The organism is Rhodoglobus sp. G.S.4, assembly GCF_056619605.1.
The window spans coordinates 1,215,181-1,234,195 of sequence record NZ_CM152748.1; the positions used below are offsets into that span (position 1 = coordinate 1,215,181).

Sequence of the window (19,015 nt, forward strand, 5' to 3'; positions counted from 1 at the left end):
ATGAGTGAGTCGGTGCGCGCTGGAGCGGGAAACCGGATCGCGGTCGCCTCAGAGCGCTATCTGCGACACCTGGCGATCGAGCGTGGCCTCTCGGCCAACACTCTGGCCGCTTATCGTCGCGACCTCGAGTCGTACCTTGCCTTCCTCGACGAACGCGACATTGTTTCGCCAGACGCCATCACCGCGGATGACGTGACGGCGTTTGCGCACAGCCTGCGTGCCGATCCCGAGCGCCCACTCGCGGCATCCTCGGTTGCCCGGATGCTGTCGACGGTGCGCGGCATCCACACGTTCTTCATCGATGAATCGTTGGCGACTGTCGATGTTGCCCACGCGGTGGCGATTCCGAAGCAGTCGATGCGATTGCCGAAGGCAATCACAATCGAGCAGATGGCGAGTGTGCTGGCGGCGTTCGAGGGCGATGACGTGATTTCTCTGCGCAATACGGCACTGCTTGAGCTGCTCTATGCCACGGGAGCGCGCGTCTCCGAGGTAGTGTCGCTCAATGTTGACGACATGATCGATGGTGACATTGTGCGACTGTTGGGCAAGGGTAATAAGCAACGGATTGTTCCGGTTGGCAGCTTTGCCCGCGACGCGATTCAGCAATATCTGGTGCGGGCGCGGCCGACGCTCTCGCTGAAGGGTCCGTCGACGCCGGCGTTGTTTATGGGCGCGCGCGGGGCCCGGCTTTCGCGCCAAAACGTGTGGTTGATCATCCAAGCTGCCGCCGAGCGGGTCGAACTCGGTATCGATATTTCGCCGCACACTTTCCGTCACTCTTTCGCTACTCATTTGCTTTCCGGTGGTGCCGATGTGCGAGTCGTGCAAGAACTGCTCGGGCACTCTTCGGTGGCGACGACGCAGATCTACACGATGGTGACGGCGGACACTCTGCGCGATATGTACACGACGGCGCATCCGCGAGCTCGCTAGAGGACTCGTTTGGCCTGCGTGTCGCGCGTCCAAACCTTCAACCTTTGGTAGAGGCGACCCTGCTGTGTCCGCGCGTGGGAGCGCAGGCTGTGACGGATGCGCGACGTAAACTTTTGGCATGACAGCACCGCGTGTTACCCAGTCGGGGCTGGCAGGGTTGGATGTTCAGGCAATGGGCCCAACCGGCCGGCCGATCACTCACTTTCCCGAGCCACCTCCTCTCACGGGCCACGGCCCGGCGCGCATCATTTCGCTGTGCAACCAAAAGGGTGGCGTAGGCAAGACCACCACCACGATCAATCTGGGCGCATCTTTCGCCGAATACGGCCGACGGGTGCTCGCGGTCGATTTCGACCCCCAGGGGGCCCTCTCAGCCGGTCTCGGTGTGCCAACGCACGACGTTCCCACCATCTATGACCTGCTGCTCGGCACGATCAAGAACCCCGCAGAAGCGATCGTGCACACGAACGTGCCCGGTCTCGACGTCATCCCGGCAAACATTGACCTGTCTACCGCAGAAGTGCACCTCGTCAATGAGGTTGCGCGCGAGACGATTTTGGCGCGCGTACTGCGCAAGGTTAGCGATCAGTACGACGTGATCCTGATCGACTGCCAGCCATCGCTTGGCCTGCTCACCGTCAACGCCTTGACCGCAGCTCATGGTGTTCTGATTCCGCTCGAGTGCGAGTTCTTCGCGTTGCGTGGTGTCGCCCTTCTCGTGGAGACAATCGAAAAGGTTCAGGACCGGTTGAACCCCGCGATCAAGCTCGACGGAATCTTGGCAACCATGTTTGATGCCCGCACGCTGCACTCGCGTGAAGTGCTCGAGCGCGTTGTCGAAAACTTCGGTGACGATGTCTTGGAGACCGTGATCGGTCGCACCGTGAAGTTCCCGGATGCGAGCGTGGCTGGCGCACCCATCACGACCTTTGCACCAGAACACTCTGCGGCGCACTCCTACCGCCAGGTGGCGCGAGAGTTGATCGCCCGTGGCGCCGTCGCCTAGCGACGTGGAAGAGTCCCAGTCGCCCGCCCCGGGTTTCTCGGTCTCGCTTAGCAACTTCAACGGGCCATTCGACCTGCTACTTTCGCTGATCTCGAAGCACGAACTCGACATCACCGAAGTCTCGCTGTCACGAATCACCGACGAGTTCATCGCCTACCTGCGCCACTTCGAATCCGAGGGCGATGGCACGGGTGACGGAATCGATGAGCTCGATCAAGCGAGCGAGTTTCTTGTGGTGGCGGCGACCCTGCTCGACCTGAAAGTCGCTGGCCTCCTGCCGCAGGGTGAACTGGTGGATGCCGAGGATGTGGCGCTGCTCGAAGCCCGCGACATGCTGTTCGCCCGTCTGTTGCAGTACCGGGCGTTTAAGCAGGCAAGTGATTGGTTCTCTGGCCACTTCGATGCCGAGTCAACGCGCACCGTGCGGTCAGTTCGACTCGAAGAGAAGTTTCGTACGCAAACTCCCGAGCTTGTGTGGACGCTCAGCCTCGATGACTTTGCTGCCTTGGCGACGCTGGCATTCACCCCGCGGGAGATCCCGAGCGTCGGCCTCGACCATTTGCATGCACCGCTCATCAGCATCCGCGAACAGGCAGCTCACGTCGTTGCGCTGCTGAGGTCGGGGGAGTCGATGACATTTCGGCAACTCATCGCCGGTGCAGAGCTAAAAGGCGTGATTGTTGCGCGATTCTTGGCCGTATTGGAGCTGTATCGCGGCGCAAATGTGTCGTTTGAGCAGATCGAGCCGCTGGGTGAGCTGACCGTGCGCTGGACAGCGCAGCACTGGTCAGACGATAGCCTCGCTAATCTGGGAGCTGACTATGGAAACTAATACTGCGACAGAAGAACTCGAGGCCGGCCCCGTTGTCGACCTTGCTCGAGGACTCGAAGCGATCTTCATGGTTGCTGACGAACCCCAGAGTCTCGTCAGTCTTGCCACAGCGCTCAATGCCCCCGTTGCGGAAATCCGCAAGACCATCACGGCGCTGTGTGCCGATTTCGATGGTGATGGCGAAGGCCCACGCCGTGGCTTTGAGCTGCGCGAAGTCGGTGGCGGCTGGCGTATTTATGTGCGCGCAGACTACGACGCAGCAGTGCGAGACTTTGTCTATACGCAAAACCCCTCACGGTTGAGCCAGGCTGCACTCGAAACCTTGGCTGTCATTGCCTACAAGCAACCAATTAGCAGGGGAGCGGTCGCAGCAGTGCGTGCCGTTAATGTCGACTCTGTTGTGCGCACGCTGCTCGGCCGGGGACTTATTACGGAGGCGTTTACCGACAACGAGACGGGCGCCATCCATTACGAAACAACGGAGCTAATGCTCGTGCAATTGGGAATCAATTCCATTGCCGAGTTACCTCCGATCTCGCCGCTTTTATCTGATGGTTCGGACTGTTTTGATGAACAACGCTAATGGCGCAAGCCCCAGCAATCCCGAAGGCGAACGCCTTCAAAAAGTAATGGCCGCTGCCGGTGTGGCATCGCGTCGCGTTTCAGAAGATTTGATCTACCAGGGTCGTGTCGCGGTTAACGGCAAGGTCGTCGAAGAGGCTGGTCGTCGGGTGCGACCGACCGACCGCGTGACTGTTGACGGCACCGCCATCCAGCTCGACACCACCAAGCGCTACGTGATGCTCAACAAGCCTGTTGGCGTTGTTAGCTCAATGGCGGATGAGAATGGTCGCCCCGACCTTCGCCAGTTCACGGGCAACTATGACGAGCGACTCTTCAACGTTGGCCGTCTTGACGCTCAAACGTCTGGCCTCATCATCTTGACCAATGATGGCGAACTCGCGCACGTTCTCGCGCATCCTTCCTTTGGCGTAATGAAGACCTACATCGCCAAGGTGGAGGGCACGGTGACCGCGCAGACCATCGCACAGCTCACTAAGGGCATCGAACTTGAGGATGGCTTCATTGCGGCAGACAAGGCGCGGGCGCTTGGCCGAGCATCCGGCGACCAGACGATGGTGGAACTCACTCTTCACTCGGGTCGAAACCGCATTGTTCGTCGGATGTTGGATGCCGTCGGTCACCCCGTGATTGAACTTGTGCGGCGCCAGTTTGGCCCGCTCAACCTGGGCAGCCTCGGAATCGGCCGCACCCGCAACCTGACGAAAGTGGAGTTGGGCGCGGTGCTGACGATCGCCCGTGACGCCGAGGAACAGTCGTGAATCTAGGCCGCATCACAGGGCAAGTTCGCATCGTTGGTGCGGGTTTGCTCGGTGCGAGTATTGGGCTCGGATTGCGGGCCAAGGGTGTCGACGTGATCGTTCACGATGCGTCCCGCAGCACTCTGTCGCTCGCGATCGATTATGGCGCAGGTCGTGCACCGCAACCTGACGATGCACCAACGCTGGTCATTGTTGCGGTTCCGCCCGATGTCACCGCCGAGGTTGTTGCGCGCGAACTTGCGGCGTGGCCGCGAGCATCCGTGACGGATGTTGCGAGTGTGAAGGTCGGTGTACTCGAGGAGCTCATCGCTCTTGGCGTCGATCTCGATCGCTACGTTGGTTCGCATCCCCTTGCTGGACGCGAACGGGGCGGCGCGAGTGCTGCTCGCGCTGACCTCTTCATCGGTCGTCCGTGGGTTGTTGGCAGGGGAGAGCCCTTCCGTCGTCGCGCGGTGGAAGATGTGGTCATCGAGCTGGGGGCGGTTCCGATTGCGATGTCTGCTGCCGAGCATGACGACGCAGTGGCTCTGATCTCGCACGTTCCCCAAGTGGTGGCGAGTTTGCTCGCGCACCGGTTGGCCGGAGCATCCGACGCCGCTGTTGGGCTTGCCGGTCAAGGACTGCGCGACACCACCCGCATCGCGTCGAGCGCCCCCGAGTTGTGGGTGCAGATTTTGGCCGCAAACGCGGGACCGGTCGCACACATCTTGCGGGAACTTCAGGCCGAACTTGGTGTTGCGATTGATGCGCTTGAGACCCCCGATGCACCTGGCGCACGCCGCGCCATCGCCGAAGTGCTCGCCGGAGGAAACACGGGAGTCGCCCGGATCCCCGGAAAGCACGGAACGAGCAAGCACTTCAGCCAGCTTGTCGTGATGGTTGATGACAAGCCGGGAGAGCTGGCCCGACTGCTCACCGAAATCGGCGAAGCACAGGTGAACATGGAAGACTTGCGTCTTGAGCACTCACCGGGCGCCCAATTCGGTCTCGCCGAAATCTCGGTGCTGCCCGAAAAAGAAGCCCTACTTATTAGCGAGCTCGAAGCTCGTGGTTGGAAGATTGCAGAGACTTTAGCGTGAACACAGACCCATCGTTCGTTGTCGTGGCCGTCGATGGGCCTGCGGGCAGCGGCAAATCGAGTGTGTCGAAAGCAACCGCTCGCGAACTCGGCTTCGACTACCTCGACACGGGGGCTGCCTACCGTGGATTTGCCCTGCACTGCCTCGACCGTGGTGTTGACACCCTCGGGCCCAGCGATGTCATCGATACTCTTCCCCGCTTCGAGTACTCCATTGGGATTGACCCAGACAACTACTTTGTGAAGGTCGACTCGGAGATCGTGACCAACGACATCCGCGAACCTCGCATTACTGGTGTTGTGTCGAATATTGCCCGCATTCCCGAAGTGCGCGAATACATGGTTGAGCTGTTCCGCAGCATTATCGCGAGCAGTGAAAAACCCGGCATTGTGGTCGAGGGGCGAGACATCACGACGGTCGTTGCCCCCGACGCTCAGGCGCGAATTCTGCTAACTGCTAGTGAAGAAGCTAGGATGGGAAGACGTGCGGCCGAACTCTCCGGAGAATCGAGCGCGACAACGGCGCAACAACTCAGTTATCGAGATGCGCAGGACTCCAAAGTCGTGGACTTCATGAACGCCGCAGAAGGAGTCATCACCATTGACTCCACCAATCTTGACTTCGATCAGACCGTGACGGCCGTCGCGAGTTTCGTTCGCTCCAGCATGTAACTAAAGGACTACCCATGGCCGATCATTCGCCCGCCGAAGACGATTTTCCCGAACTGAACCCGGCTCTCGTCGAACGACTTTCCGGCATGAACGAAGACGAGGCTGCCCAGCGCACCTCCGCCTTGCGTGCCGGCCTCAGTGACTACGATCTCGACGATGAGGACCTTCAGGTTCTCGACGCCGCTAGCGAAGATCCTGATGCAATCTATTACCTTCCTGCGCTTCCGGTACTGGCCATTGTTGGTCGCCCGAACGTCGGCAAGTCTGCTCTGGTTAACCGAATCATCGGTCGCCGTGAAGCAGTTGTTGAGGACACCCCCGGTGTTACTCGCGACCGCGTGAACTACAAGGCCGAGTGGAACAACCGTCACTTCACCATCGTTGATACTGGCGGCTGGGAGCCAGATGCTAAGGGCATCGACGCCTCTGTTGCCGCTCAGGCTGAGATCGCTATCGACCTCGCCGACGCTGTGCTCTTTGTCGTGGATGCCACTGTTGGCCCCACCTCGACCGACGAGCACGTTGTGCGCATGTTGCGTGCCACTAAGAAGCCAGTGATTCTCGTCGCTAACAAGGTTGACGACGTTCACCAAGAGTCGGATGCTGCTTCACTGTGGAGCCTCGGACTCGGTCAGCCGTGGCCAGCCTCTGCCGTTCACGGCCGTGGTGTTGCCGACTTGCTCGACCACGTTTTGACGGTTCTGCCTGAGATTTCGAACGTTGCTAAGGAAGAAGTCGGTGGCCCTCGCCGCGTCGCTATTCTTGGTCGCCCGAATGTCGGCAAGTCGAGCCTGTTGAACAAGACTGCCGGTGAAGAGCGCGTTGTTGTCAACGATCTCGCGGGCACCACTCGTGACCCGGTTGATGAGCAGATTGAGCTCGGCGGCAAGTTCTGGCGTTTCGTTGACACTGCCGGTATCCGCCGCCGTGTTGCGCTCGCTCAGGGTGCAGACTTCTACGCAACGCTTCGCACGAGTGCAGCGCTCGAGAAAGCTGAAGTTGCCGTTGTCATTTTCGATGTCAGCCAGCCGCTCAGCGTGCAGGACCTCAAAATTGTTGACCTCGTGCTCGAATCGGGCCGCGCGCTCGTTTTGGCCTTCAACAAATGGGATCTCCTCGACGACGAACGTCGCGATCTTCTTGAGCGCGAAATCGATAAGGACCTGTCGCACGTTGCGTGGGCTCCTCGCGTGAACATTTCAGCGAAGACTGGTCGCCACATGGAGAAGCTGGTTCCGGCTCTCGAGTTGGCGTTGGAGTCGTGGGATACCCGCGTTCCGACCGGTAAGTTCAACGCGCTTCTCGCCGAACTGACCCAAGAGCACCCTCACCCGCTTCGTGGTGGCAAGCAGCCGCGCATCCTCTTCGGTACGCAAGCATCGAGCCGTCCACCAACGTTCGTTCTCTTCACGACCGGGTTCTTGGACCCGCAGTACCGTCGCTTTATTACGCGTCGACTGCGTGAGATCTTCGGCTTCGATGGCACGCCCATCCAGGTCAACATGCGTGTACGTGAAAAGCGGAAGCGCAAGTAACGTCTAGAGCCTGTACGACAAACGGCGAGTCACTTCTCGAAAGAGAGTGACTCGCCGTTTTGCCGTTAACCGGTGTATGAGGTTGGTGAGGGTGAGCGGGCGCCGTGGGGTACCCGTTCACACCCGCTTAGTGTGCTGTCGGTGCCTCGGGGGATTCAGCGTCGGCTGGCTGGAGCTCTTCGGCTGGGCGTTTCACAAAGAAGGTGGCGACGACGGCGAAGAGCGAGATGATTCCGCCGGCCATAAAGGCGAGTCGCACTCCGCCAGCGAGAGCGACGGTGTCTGTTGCGCCATCGGAGGCAAGGGCCACGGACTGCACGGTGAGTAGTGCGATGAACAGTGCTGTGCCGGCGGCTCCTGCAAGCTGCTGCACGGTGCCGATGGTGGCGCTGCCGTGCGAGTACAGGTGGGGCTTGAGGGAACCGAGGGCTGAAGTGAACAGCGGGGTGAACATGAAGGCGAGGCCGATGCTCATGGGGATGTGGATGGCGACGACCATGAACGGCGAGCTAGTTTCGGAGAGCATCGTGAAGCTCCACAGCGCGGCGCTCACGAGAATGGCGCCGGGGATCATGAGGGGGCGCGGGCCGACTTTGTCGTAGAGGCGACCGACGACGGGGCCGAGAAGCCCCATGATGAGGCTGCCGGGCAGCACGAGCAGTCCGCTCTGGATGGGCTCGAGGCCGAGAACGTCTTGAGTGAACATGGGCAACAGGATGATGGTGCCGAAGAGCGCAGCCATCATGACCATCATGAGACCGATCGAGACGGCGAAGCCAGGAGCGGCGAAAGTGCGGAGGTCGAGCAGCGCACGATCCTCTTTCTGCAGAGCGATTTGGCGAATGATGAACAGCGTGAGACTGATGGCACCGGCAACGATGGGAATCACGGGGGCGACAAACACTGTGGTGCCGCTGGCAGATTCGCCGAGGCTGGAGAGCCCGTAGATAAGCCCGGAGAATGCGATCGCCGAAAGAATTACAGAGAGAACATCGATCGAGACCTTACTTGGCTCAGTGACGTTCTTGACCCGGGTGATGCCGAGGATGAGCGCGATGAGCGAGATGGGAATCATCACGATGAACACCCAACGCCAATCGAAGACAGCCAATACAAGACCGGCAACGGTGGGGCCGACAGCCGGCGCCATCGACATGACGATCGAGACATTACCCATCGTTTTGCCGCGAGTTGCCGGTGGCACCAAAGTCATGACGGTTGTCATCAGGAGGGGAAGCATCATCGCGGTGCCGGAGGCCTGAATCACGCGACCAATGATCAGTACAAAGAAAGTGGGGGCGACAGCGCCAAGCACAGTGCCCAGAGTGAAGAAGGACATGGCCGCGATAAAGATCGTGCGGGTCGAAAAACGTTGGATGAGGAATCCGGTAATCGGAATCACCACCGCCATGGTGAGCATGAACGATGTCGACAACCACTGAGCGGTGCTCGGCTCGATGTTGAGGTCAGCCATGATGCGGGGGATGGCCACCACGAGGGATGTCTCGTTGAGGAACACCACAAACGTTGCCGCAAGCATGAGCGCAATGACGAGACGGTTGCGACCGCTGTTATCCACGGGAGCGTCATGAGTGGGCGGCGCCCACTGGGGAAGGGCAATGTTGCCAGTAATCGGCGACGTGCTGGTCATGGGGGTCCTGTCGTATTTAAAGTGGTGGGACGAGGCAGCAGCCGGAAGAGAAAGTGGCGCACAAATCAGTCGTCACTCTCATTGTCATGCAGGGCAACGACATCCGTCAGTGTTTTAGTCCAGAAAGGCTTCCGCCTGAGGCGAACACGCGGCGAACACGCAGCACAGGTGCGGCATACAGCGCCCCGGATCGGGCAGCGCAGACACCGACGTGAACCACTCCCCACCGGCATCCGCGACCCGGTATGTTGGAGGCACAACTTGTGACACGGGGTGCCCTGCGGGGCTGAGATCACACCCGTCGAACCTGATCTAGTTAGAACTAGCGAAGGGATGTCGTGCATGTCGCGTACGCCACCAAATCTTTTGACCGCCACTCAAGAAGCGCTCGAGGCGGTGAGATCGTCGTCGCCGCTCGTGCAGTGCATCACCAATAGTGTGGTGGTTGGCTTCACCGCCAATGCGCTGCTGGCGGTGGGGGCGGCTCCCGCGATGGTGGATATTCCGGAGGAGGCTGGCATTTTTGCCGGGGTGGCGTCCGGATTGCTCATCAACCTCGGCACCTGTAGTGCTGAACAGCGTGCGGCGGCCCTCGAAGCGGCGCCAGCCGCCAAGGCTGCGGGAACACCATGGGTGCTCGACCCGGTAGCGATCGGTGTTTTGCCAGTGCGCACTCCGCTCGCGCACCAGTTGCGTGACCTGGGCCCGTCGATTGTGCGGGGTAATGCCTCAGAGATTTTGGCACTCGCCGAACTGGGTTCCGGGGGCCGCGGTGTCGACAGCACCAGCAGCGTCGATGATGCACTTACCGCTGCGAAACTGTTGGCTCGAGTATCCGGTGGTGCCGTCGCAGTTTCGGGAGCGACCGACATTGTGACCGATGGCGTGAGTGTTGTGAGGCTCTCGAACGGGCATCCGGTGCTGACTAAGGTGACCGGTGGTGGTTGTGCGCTTGGGGCGATCATGGCGGCGTTTGCTGCGGTGACTCCGGATGCGCTGACCGGGGCTGTGGCTTCCACGAGCGTGTATACGGTGGCCGCCGATCTCGCGGCAGAACGTTCGGTGCTGCCCGGCAGCTTTGCGGTCGCGCTGCTCGACGCGCTGAGTGAAATGTCGGTTGATGACTTGGCGGCACGGGCGGTGTTTGCGTGATTCGCGGAGTGGCGGCGAAGGCTGCCCGGCTCGAGAGCCCCGCCGTCGTGAGCGGCTTTCGGCAGAGCTTCGATCTCTCGACCTATTTGGTGACAGATTCTGCGCAAGCACGCGCGGCCGGTCATGATTTGGTTGATCTCGTCTACGAGGCGGTAGCGGGAGGAGTCACGATCGTGCAATTGCGGGAGAAAGACCTGCCGGCGCGCGAATTTCTCGATCTCGTGCTGCGGGTGTCGACTGCGGTGGCACTCAAGGTGCCGGTGCTCGTGAATGACCGAGTGGATGTGTACCTGGCGGCACGTGAGATGGGTGCCCGGGTGGCCGGGGTGCACGTGGGGCAGAATGATCTGCCTCCCGGCTCGGTGCGGGCCCTTGTCGGTCCGGATGCGATTGTCGGGTTGAGCGCTGCGACCGAAGACCAACTCTATGAAGCGAGTGTGCGTTCGGCGGGTGTCGACTATGTCGGTATTGGTGCCCTTCACCCGACGACGAGTAAGAAGGATGCCCCAGAACAGCTGGGTCATTCGCGTATGGCTGAGCTGATTGGGTTGAGTACGCTGCCCGGCGTGGCAATTGGTGGTGTTGGACCGGATGATCTGCCACTGTTGCGGGCGGCCGGTGCTGATGGTGCTGCGGTTGTTTCGGCTATTTGTGGTGCGGCTGATCCTCGGGCGGCGGCTCGGGCGCTCGCGGACGCCTGGGCTGACGAACGTCTAGGGGAGAGCGTCGGAGGCGGCGCGTGAGCGGGGGAGCCGGGGTTAGCGTGGTGTCGGGCGTGCATGGCGTGTCGGGTGTGCAGGTTGTGCCCGAGCTGCCAGGTGTGCCGGCTGCGGGGTATGTGCCGCGCGTGCTGAGTATTGCCGGGAGTGATCCCTCGGGAGGTGCCGGCATTCAGGCTGACCTGAAGTCGATTGCTGCCAATGGTGGCTACGGCATGGCGGCGATTACCGCGTTGACGGCTCAGAACACGCAAGGGGTGCATGGAGTGCATGTGCCGCCTGCCCCGTTTCTGCGGGAGCAGTTGGATGCGCTCAGCGACGACATAGCGATTGATGCCGTGAAGATTGGGATGCTCGGCACCGTCGAGGTCGTTGGTGTCGTGCGCTCATGGCTTGAGGCTGAGCGGCCGCCGCTCGTGGTGCTTGACCCGGTGATGGTGGCCACGAGTGGTGACCGACTCCTGGATGCCGAAGCCGAGCAGGCGCTACGGGAGCTGGTGCGGGTGTGTGACCTAGTGACTCCGAACATTCCGGAGCTCGCGATCATTGCCGCGGAACCCGCCGCCGAGACATGGCCCGAGGTGCTGGAGCAGGCGGCGCGGGTCTCTGCCTCCTACGGGGTGCGCGTACTAGCCAAGGGTGGACACTTGAGTGGGGCCGAGGCTCCGGATGCGCTGGTGGATGCCCGTTCCGGGAACGCTGCTGTCGTGACTGAGTTTGCCGGCATCCGCATAGAGACCAGCAACACCCACGGAACGGGGTGTTCGCTGTCGAGTGCGCTCGCGACCCGGATTGCGGCCGGCGGTGAGTGGGCTGCCGCTGTGGGGGAGTCGAAGCGCTGGTTGAGTGAGAGCATCCGTGCCGGTGCGGCGTTGCAGGTAGGTGGCGGGCGTGGACCCATTAGTCACTTTGCTGGGTTATGGGAGCGTGGAGGTATCGAGACAGCGCCGACTGCGGCGGAGGTGCGCAAGCACTGGTGGGCGGAGATCGCGTCTGTGCGGGCTCAGATCGATGGAGGCGACTTTGTGCGGGCGCTGGGTGATGGCTCCCTCGACCGGGGTGACTTCGTCTGGTACCTGGCTCAGGATGCGCTCTATCTGCGCGATTATGCGCGGGCGCTCGCCGAAGCTGCCCGATTGGCGCCGACCGCGGCAGAGCAAGCCTTCTGGGCGTCGAGTGCTGAGGGTTGCATCGTGACGGAACTGCAGTTGCACGAGTCGTGGTCTGTGGCCGGTGAGCTGTTTGCCGCATCACCCAGTGCGACCACCACCGGATACCTGAACCACCTGCTGGCGACGGCGGCCCGTGGTGACTATGCGGTGCTCGCTGCGGCCCTGTTGCCGTGCTTCTGGGTGTACCACGACGTCGGTTCGCGACTGCACCCGCTGTCGCACCCTGAGCATCCCTACGCCGACTGGTTGACCACCTATGCCGATGAAGCATTCACGGATGCCACAGAGCAGGCCATCACGATAGTGACGGCGCTCGCGGCAGACGCGACCCCGCCGGTTCGGGCTGCCATGCTCACGGCTTTCGTGGCATCGACGGAGCATGAACGCGAGTTCTTCGCCGCCGCGTACGGCATCGCGGCGAACTGATTTGGCGTTGGTTGCCCTTCTGGCCCCAATCTGAACATCGGCGCTCAGAATTCGCGGTAAGCTATTCGAGTTGTCGCGGGCTGTAGCGCAGCTTGGTAGCGCACCTGACTGGGGGTCAGGGGGTCGCAGGTTCAAATCCTGTCAGCCCGACGATCGTGAAGAAGGACCGCACTGAATGTGCGGTCCTTTTCGCGTTAACCCTGCGGGCTTTCTTCCCGATTGTCGGGCTGGTTCGGATGCGAAGCTGCTCATGGGCCCCCGCTGAGCAGTCCAGAGAATCGCGCCGACCCTTCTGCGTCGCACCGACGCTCTACTGCGCGGTTTTCTGGCGGCTCAGTAGGGGAGTCAAATCCTGTCAGCCCGGCAATACGAGAAAAGGACCGCCCCGGGGCGATCTGTTTTTCGTGTTCTGAGCCTTGCGGCCGAGGCTTCGCTACCGTTCGTTTGCTCGGCGGATCAATCTTGTAGAGTCGCGCTCCGGCAACGTTGTCAACGCTCAGAGTCGTCCTGCCGGAAGCTGAGCTGTTGACTACGTCACAGGTTGCTCGTCTGGTACGTCTCGATGCGCTGGGTTCGGCCTGTGAGGAATTCGAGTTGTGCGTTTTTGAAGAGGGCGTAATCCTCGAAGGTTGCTGGAAGAGCCGGTTTGTCGAAGCCATCGAACGGAAGGTAGAACCGGACGGAGTCGTCCTCATTCACGAGGTCGTTGAGGAGGAAGAAATCGACGTATCCTCCGAAATTCTCGAACAGAGCGAAGAATTCACTGTAGCGAGCCAAGACATCAGACAAAGGTGATGTTTCACCGGAGTAGTGGCGACGAATAGCTTCGAGGGTGAGGTCGAATCGATCGCTAATTGATTTAGTCGTCCCCCTAGTTTGATTGATGGTCTGTTTACCATTTACTTGATTGCAGGGAAAGAGTAGTCGTGCACCGATCGAGCTCCGGTGCCATGAGGCGCTGACCGACGCTGGCATCTGGTCGTAGAAGCGTTTGAGTGGCCCCTTGTTGGAATTAAGGATCGTATCGCTAGAGAGTTCAAAGACGCCCAAATCCGACTCATGCCGGAGAACATGGTCTACGCCCACGGTCTTTTCGGATAGATCGAAGAGAACGCCTGAAGGTAGCTTCTTGCTGAACAGCAGCTTCTGGTAACGCTGCAACGTGGGGCTGCGTCTGTCGGGATCCACGCTGCAGTTGGGCTCCGTCTTGAAATCAAATGATGTGTCAATCGGCAAGATGCTCATGGCCACACCATATAGCTAGGGCGTGTCACGCGCTGGTGCTGGTGCACGAGCCAATCGGCCCGGTCATCACACCAGGGGATGATCTCGGTATCGGTGCCCGATTGCCCATTAGCGGTTCGGGCGCTTCCGTTAGCAGAAGCACCCGCGCCACCGGCCGAGTTCTAGTCCTTGCGCTTGCCTGCGGCCTTATCTTTCTTATCAGCGCGCTTCTCCTTGAGAGACTTGCTCGCTACAGTCTTGCCGCTCGATTTCTTGGGTGATTTATCGGCCATGACGTTGTCCTCCTGTGAGCCGAGTGGCTCGTGCCCTGAGCGTACCCGCTATTGCTCGTGGCGGGAGAGTCGGCGTAGCCCCTCGTCAATACTCACGGCTGGCGACCAGTCCAGCGCCTCGCGGATGTCGCGCTGATCGAACCAGTGCGCTGTCGACAGCTGTTCCGCGAGAAAGCGTGTCATGGGCGGCTCGTCGACTCCGGGGCGCACGGCCCAGACCCGTTCAACCAGAGAGCCTGCGGTGCGTCCAAGGGCGGCGGGGATACTCCAGCGCGGAGGCTGAACTCCCGAAGCGAGACAGATGCCCGCCAAGATGTCGGCAACCGGGCGAGGTTCCCCGTTGGTCAGAACGTAGGCCTTGCCGTGCGCGACGTCGGCGCGATGCAGGGCGGCGAGGATTCCGGATGCCGCGTTGTCGATGTACGTCGTGTCGATGAGGGCGGTGCCGCCATTGAGCAGGGGCAGGCGTCCACGGCGAGCTCGATCAACGATGCGTCCAACGAGTTGGGTGTCACCGGGGCCCCAGACTAGGTGCGGGCGAATGGCGACCACGCGCATCCGTTCGCTGTCGCTGGCGAGAGCAAGCAGTTCTGCGGTGGCCTTGGTGCGCGCGTATTCGCTGCGGGCATGTTCGGGCGACGCGGGTTCGGCACCGACGCCTGCCAGCGCGGAGCCCGAGTGCGCGACCGAGGGCGATGACACTTGCACGAAGCGAGAGACTCCCGCCGCTTCGGCCGCGGCGAGCACGAGCTGGGTTCCCTCGACGTTGACGGTGTGGAACGCGTGCGGATCACCGGCGAGTGATACCTTCGCGGCGAGATGAATGACGCCTTCAGCGCCCTCCATCGCATGCGCGACGTGATCCGGGTCGGTGATCGAGCCGAGAAAGTCGGTGACGCCCTCGACGCCAGACGGTCGTCGTTGCAGCGTGCGCACGTCATGCCCCGCGGCGACTGCCTCAGCGGCAACCGCGCGTCCGAGAAATCCGGATGCCCCGGTAACGAGCACGATCATGGTGTGGTCGGCTTTCCGCCAGCCAGCAGCCGCTCAGCCCACACCGACAACCGTGAGCGGTCGATCTTGGAGTTGTGGCGGATGTCGGTCGGCAGCTCGGGGACGGCGAGTACGGCCACTAGCGGTAGCGATGTGCTCTCGCGCACGGCCGCGGTCAACTCTGGGCTGGCGAGCCCGGGCCGACGAGCAGGCGGCACAGTCTCGACCACCGCGACGGCTTGTCGCAGCTGGTGCGGCCCAACGCCGACGACAGCAGCACGGCGCACGGCCGCGACACCTTCAACGTCTTGTTCGGCGCCGACGGGAGCGATCGGCCCTGTCGAGGTCACGATCACGTGGGGCAGTCGGCCTTCGACCCAGAGGCGGCCGAGTTCATCGAGGTGGCCGACGTCGCCGGTGCGGTGCCACCGCGCGTGCGGCGCATCCGGTGCATCCGTCGCACCTGAAGAATCTGTGGCATCCGCGGAATCCACCGCATCCGCGTCGACCGTGGTCTCACGAGCAGCTTCGCGGTCGGTGAGCCATAGTCGGTCGTAGTGGTCTTTGAGATGCGGTGCCGACACGACGATCTCGCCGAGCATGCCGGGCTCCGAACTTGGTGCGCCGGTCGCTGCACCGTGCTCGTCGAGCGCGCTGATGCGAAGTTGGTTCTCGCCGATCGGCGTTCCTACGCAGACGCCGGTGTTTGCATCACTGGCGGCGGCACGGATGCCGTCGAGGGTGATGTCAGTCACGAGGAGACATTCGGTCATGCCGTAGGGCGAATGCGGGGTCGCGTTCGGCATGATCGTGCCCACGGAGGCGAGCAGTTCGGCACCGATGGGCGCGCCGGTGGAGAGGAACGAGCGAACGCGTTCGAGTTCAGTGCGGTCGTGCGAAGTGAGATCTCCCGCAGTTGCCACCACGTTGAGAATTGCGGCGGGGGAGAGGAACACCATGCTGGCGCCGGATGCTTCGACGGCAGCAGCGACAGCCCGGGCCGTGAGAGTGCGGGGAGCCGACACATCCATCTCGGGCGTCACAGATCGCGTGCCGAGTGCAGGACCGAGCAGGGCGAACGGTGCGAACCCTGTCACGAGTCCGGTGTCGACGGTGACTTCGAAGTGGCTGGCGAGCACATCGCGGAGGGCAGAAAGCTGACCGTGGCGGTACACCACACCCTTGGCGGGGCCGGTTGATCCCGACGTGAAGAGGATCGCTGCGTCATCCTCGGACCGCGGTTCGGTGGGGAGAGGCGTGTTTTCGCCAAGCGTGATGAGGTCGCGAAGGCTGTACGAGACTCCGAGCGCCATGGCGGAAACCTTGGGCAGTTGCGCGGTGGAGATGCGCACTCCCGGCCAGCCGAGGGTGCGGGCGGCGGTGAGGCCGGGTGCTTCGCCGATGACGAAGTCGGGCCAGGATCCGCGCACGGCACGGGTGAGTCCTTTGACGCCGAGTCCGGCATCCGCGACGACGATGACGGCGCCGATGCGGAGGCAGGCGTAGACCACGGCGGTGAGGGTCGGACCGGGTGGCACGAGCAGGGAAACCCGCTGGCCCTTTCGCACACCGATCGCGGAGAGGCCGGCGGCTATGCGATTCACTCGGTCAGAGAGTTGTCGCCAACTGACCTGTTGAGGGCCGCGGCCTCCTCGAGTCGACATATCAATGACGGCGGTGGCGGCGTCGTCGGCGCGTGCGTCGAGGTTGCGCCAGAGCGGAACGAAGGTTGCGTCATCCGTGTCGGAATCAACCGATGTTGAAGTCGAAGCCGGCAACCCGGAAGCCGCTGAGTCAACCGACACTGAGCCAACCGGCACTGAGATCGAGCCGGGGTTCGAGAGCCCGTCGGCGTTGTCGCTGAGCCAGGTCAGCACCGATTCAGCGTAGGGTGCGTCTTCGGCGAGCAGGTGGCCCGCGCCTTCGAAACGGTGCACGTTAGCGTGGGGGAGTCGCTCGATGAGGTCGTCGAGGTAGTAGTCGCTGAAGATCGGATCGCGCGGACCCCACAGCATGAGCGCCGGAACGCCGAGCTGGGTGACACCCGTGGCGATGCGGTCGAGTTCGTTGAAGCTCTCGTGGTTCGCGTCGGCGGGGATGTCGGCAACGAAGCCGCCAATGCCTCCGCGTCGCGATGCCGTGCGGTACGGCGCACGATAGGCATCCTTCACGGCCGGGTCGAGCGGCTCAGAAGTGAGCGCGAGCGTGGTCTCTAAGAAGGCGGTGGTGCGCACGGTGGATGCCGCCAGCATCCCGCGTGCTCGAGCAAGTCGCAGCGGTGCCGGGATCGGCTTGCCGGTCTCGTGATGCACGGCCGTGTTCAACAGCATGACGCCGGTGAGTTGCTCCGGGTGATCGACAGCCCAGCCGAGGGAGACGACGCCACCCCAGTCGTGACCGAGCGAGATTACGGGCCCCGTAAGCGAGAGTGCATCGGTGAACGCCGTCAGATCGGCGACCCGCTGCGCGAGCGGACGATGGATGCCGGTGCGCTCCGAGAAGCCCATGTCGAGCTGGTCGACGGCGATAACTCGCCACGCCCCAGCCCCAGCCTCGGCGGCCTGCAGCGTTTGCGTGAGCAGTTCGCGCCAGTAGTACGACCAAGTCGGATTGCCGTGGACGGCCAGAATGGTGCCGGCAACGGGAACGCCGAGGCGAGCGAGCTCGTCGCCGGTGTCGAGGTAGTGCCAGTTGCGGGTGAGCCCCGCATCCACACCGCTACCGGGCACGGCGGTGATGTGGCTGAAGCGTGGGTCGAGCCCGGGCAGGTCGACGGGCGGGTGGGAAGCGTTTTTGGTCACCATGCGAGTTCCATCATTGCGGTGTTGAGTCCGGAACCCACACCCATGAGGAGAACACGGTCGCCCTTCTTGAGCGACCCCTGTGCTTCAGAGAGGGTGATGGGAATCGACGCGGGGCCGACATTGCCGTACTGCGGGAAGGTGGTGGGCACGCGGTCGCGGTCGAGTTTCGCGGCTTTGACGATGGCGTTGGTGTGCACCGACGACACCTGGTGGGTGACGTAGAGGTCCATCTTCGACCAATCCCATTCGGTGGATGCCTCTTTCCACGCCGAGACGACGAGGTCGAGGCCACCCTTCAGTAGTGCTTTCGCGTCGGTGAACATGCCATCGACGCTTCCGACGCAGAGTTCGTGAAACTGTGTTGCCGCGCGGGTGACTCCACCGAGGATCGGATGACCGGCCGGGTGTTCGTCGGTGCGCCCGAGCACCGCAGCAGCGGCCCCAGAGCCGAGCGTGAGCGATGCGAATTCACTCATAAAGCCGTCACGATCGGAATCCTGTTTGAGCAGACGGTCGATGGTGTTGGTTTGGATTGCGTCAGCGTCTTCGCCATTGACGATGATCGCGTACCGGATCTGGCCCGATTCGATCATGTTCGCCGCAAGGTTCATGCCGCTGACAAAGCCGAGGCAGGCGTTCGCGACGTCGAAGTTGATGGCAGAGCTGGGCAGGCCGAGCCCGTGGTGAAGGCGCACCGCTACCGATGGCTCAAGGTGCTTTCGACTCACAGAAGTGTTGATGAGGAGGCCCACTTCCGAGGCATCCACTCCAGCTTCGGCTAGCGCGCGTTGGCCTGCAGAGACGGTGGCGTCGTCGGATGTTTCGCCGTCAGCCCAATTGCGACGCTCAAGTACACCGGCCACCCGTTGCAGAAGTCTGCTGGGGAGCGCGAGGCGCGAGAACGCCGGGGCGAGGCGCGTCTCGAGGTCAGCTGATGTGGTTACCCGGCTGGGTAATGTGCTCGCGACCGACAACAGTGAAACGTTGTTGAAGCGAGTGTTGGCATTTCCGGCCACGAAACCTCCGTCGAGCGAGCCCCACAGGCTCAATAATCAAGAGGCCTAGTTTACGTCAGTCGGCTGTGCCTTGCCTTCTCGTGCTGAGGGCATGCATGAAGCTCTGGCGGCTACAGGTGATGTGAACGGTTTACGAAACGTCGTCCGTCAGGTTTTCGGCTGG

16 protein-coding genes, 1 tRNA gene and 1 riboswitch are annotated in these 19,015 nt (G+C 62.0%); of the genes, 12 read left to right on the forward strand and 5 right to left on the reverse strand.

Features of this window, described 5'->3' with window-relative positions:
• The 8 genes from AC061P_RS05870 to der all read left to right on the forward strand — a co-directional run bounded on the left by AC061P_RS05870 (nucleotide 1) and on the right by der (nucleotide 7,402).
• The gene (locus AC061P_RS05870; RefSeq protein ID WP_449646467.1) at nucleotides 1-936 is read left to right on the forward strand and encodes a site-specific tyrosine recombinase XerD; all 936 of its coding nucleotides are present in this window, start codon (nucleotides 1-3) and stop codon (nucleotides 934-936) included.
• 118 nt (nucleotides 937-1,054) lie between these two features.
• A complete protein-coding gene (locus AC061P_RS05875) occupies nucleotides 1,055-1,942 on the forward strand; it encodes a ParA family protein (RefSeq protein ID WP_480392049.1) in 888 nt (295 codons plus the stop codon).
• Nucleotides 1,926-2,774: a segregation and condensation protein A gene (locus AC061P_RS05880; RefSeq protein WP_449646469.1), complete on the forward strand. Its 849-nt coding sequence runs from the start codon at nucleotides 1,926-1,928 to the stop codon at nucleotides 2,772-2,774. Before AC061P_RS05875 ends, AC061P_RS05880 begins: the two co-directional genes overlap by 17 nt.
• A complete protein-coding gene (scpB, locus tag AC061P_RS05885; protein ID WP_480392050.1) occupies nucleotides 2,764-3,357 on the forward strand; it encodes an SMC-Scp complex subunit ScpB in 594 nt (197 codons plus the stop codon). The genes AC061P_RS05880 and scpB overlap by 11 nt, the downstream gene beginning before the upstream one ends.
• A complete protein-coding gene (locus AC061P_RS05890) occupies nucleotides 3,344-4,117 on the forward strand; it encodes a pseudouridine synthase (RefSeq protein ID WP_449646471.1) in 774 nt (257 codons plus the stop codon). The genes scpB and AC061P_RS05890 overlap by 14 nt, the downstream gene beginning before the upstream one ends.
• The gene (locus AC061P_RS05895) at nucleotides 4,114-5,196 is read left to right on the forward strand and encodes a prephenate dehydrogenase (protein ID WP_480392051.1); all 1,083 of its coding nucleotides are present in this window, start codon (nucleotides 4,114-4,116) and stop codon (nucleotides 5,194-5,196) included. The genes AC061P_RS05890 and AC061P_RS05895 overlap by 4 nt, the downstream gene beginning before the upstream one ends.
• Nucleotides 5,193-5,867: a (d)CMP kinase gene (gene cmk / locus AC061P_RS05900; protein ID WP_480392052.1), complete on the forward strand. Its 675-nt coding sequence runs from the start codon at nucleotides 5,193-5,195 to the stop codon at nucleotides 5,865-5,867. Before AC061P_RS05895 ends, cmk begins: the two co-directional genes overlap by 4 nt.
• A gap of 14 nt (nucleotides 5,868-5,881) precedes the next feature.
• Nucleotides 5,882-7,402, forward strand: coding sequence for a ribosome biogenesis GTPase Der (gene der, locus AC061P_RS05905; protein WP_449646474.1), 1,521 nt, complete (start codon nucleotides 5,882-5,884; stop codon nucleotides 7,400-7,402).
• A 127-nt stretch (nucleotides 7,403-7,529) separates the two neighbouring features.
• Here the strand turns inward: der and AC061P_RS05910 are convergent, their stop codons facing one another.
• Complete coding sequence (locus AC061P_RS05910) at nucleotides 7,530-9,053, reverse strand: MDR family MFS transporter (RefSeq protein WP_480392053.1); 1,524 nt, start codon at nucleotides 9,051-9,053, stop codon at nucleotides 7,530-7,532.
• A 259-nt stretch (nucleotides 9,054-9,312) separates the two neighbouring features.
• A riboswitch (TPP riboswitch) is annotated at nucleotides 9,313-9,404 on the forward strand.
• Here AC061P_RS05910 and thiM point away from each other — a divergent pair.
• From thiM to AC061P_RS05930, 4 genes are all read left to right on the forward strand, one after another.
• The gene (gene thiM, locus AC061P_RS05915) at nucleotides 9,396-10,205 is read left to right on the forward strand and encodes a hydroxyethylthiazole kinase (protein WP_480392054.1); all 810 of its coding nucleotides are present in this window, start codon (nucleotides 9,396-9,398) and stop codon (nucleotides 10,203-10,205) included. It overlaps the preceding riboswitch by 9 nt.
• On the forward strand, nucleotides 10,202-10,948 hold the full coding sequence (thiE, locus tag AC061P_RS05920; RefSeq protein WP_480392055.1) for a thiamine phosphate synthase: 747 nt from the start codon (nucleotides 10,202-10,204) through the stop codon (nucleotides 10,946-10,948). Before thiM ends, thiE begins: the two co-directional genes overlap by 4 nt.
• Nucleotides 10,945-12,522, forward strand: a complete 1,578-nt coding sequence (locus AC061P_RS05925) for a bifunctional hydroxymethylpyrimidine kinase/phosphomethylpyrimidine kinase (protein ID WP_480392056.1) — start codon at nucleotides 10,945-10,947, stop codon at nucleotides 12,520-12,522. Before thiE ends, AC061P_RS05925 begins: the two co-directional genes overlap by 4 nt.
• A gap of 76 nt (nucleotides 12,523-12,598) precedes the next feature.
• Nucleotides 12,599-12,672, forward strand: a tRNA-Pro gene (locus AC061P_RS05930).
• A gap of 384 nt (nucleotides 12,673-13,056) precedes the next feature.
• On the opposite strand, the gene AC061P_RS05935 is transcribed toward AC061P_RS05930, so the two are convergent.
• The 4 genes from AC061P_RS05935 to AC061P_RS05950 form a co-directional block, all read right to left on the reverse strand.
• Nucleotides 13,057-13,767, reverse strand: coding sequence for a DUF6994 family protein (locus AC061P_RS05935; protein WP_480392057.1), 711 nt, complete (start codon nucleotides 13,765-13,767; stop codon nucleotides 13,057-13,059).
• Between the two features lie 320 nt (nucleotides 13,768-14,087).
• Nucleotides 14,088-15,053 (reverse strand): NAD-dependent epimerase/dehydratase family protein, encoded by a 966-nt coding sequence (locus AC061P_RS05940; RefSeq protein WP_480392058.1) that lies wholly within the window; start codon nucleotides 15,051-15,053, stop codon nucleotides 14,088-14,090.
• On the reverse strand, nucleotides 15,050-17,836 hold the full coding sequence (locus AC061P_RS05945) for an alpha/beta fold hydrolase (protein WP_480392059.1): 2,787 nt from the start codon (nucleotides 17,834-17,836) through the stop codon (nucleotides 15,050-15,052). Before AC061P_RS05945 ends, AC061P_RS05940 begins: the two co-directional genes overlap by 4 nt.
• Complete coding sequence (locus tag AC061P_RS05950) at nucleotides 17,830-18,852, reverse strand: 3-oxoacyl-ACP synthase III (RefSeq protein WP_480392060.1); 1,023 nt, start codon at nucleotides 18,850-18,852, stop codon at nucleotides 17,830-17,832. Before AC061P_RS05950 ends, AC061P_RS05945 begins: the two co-directional genes overlap by 7 nt.
• Nucleotides 18,853-19,015: the final 163 nt, after the last annotated feature.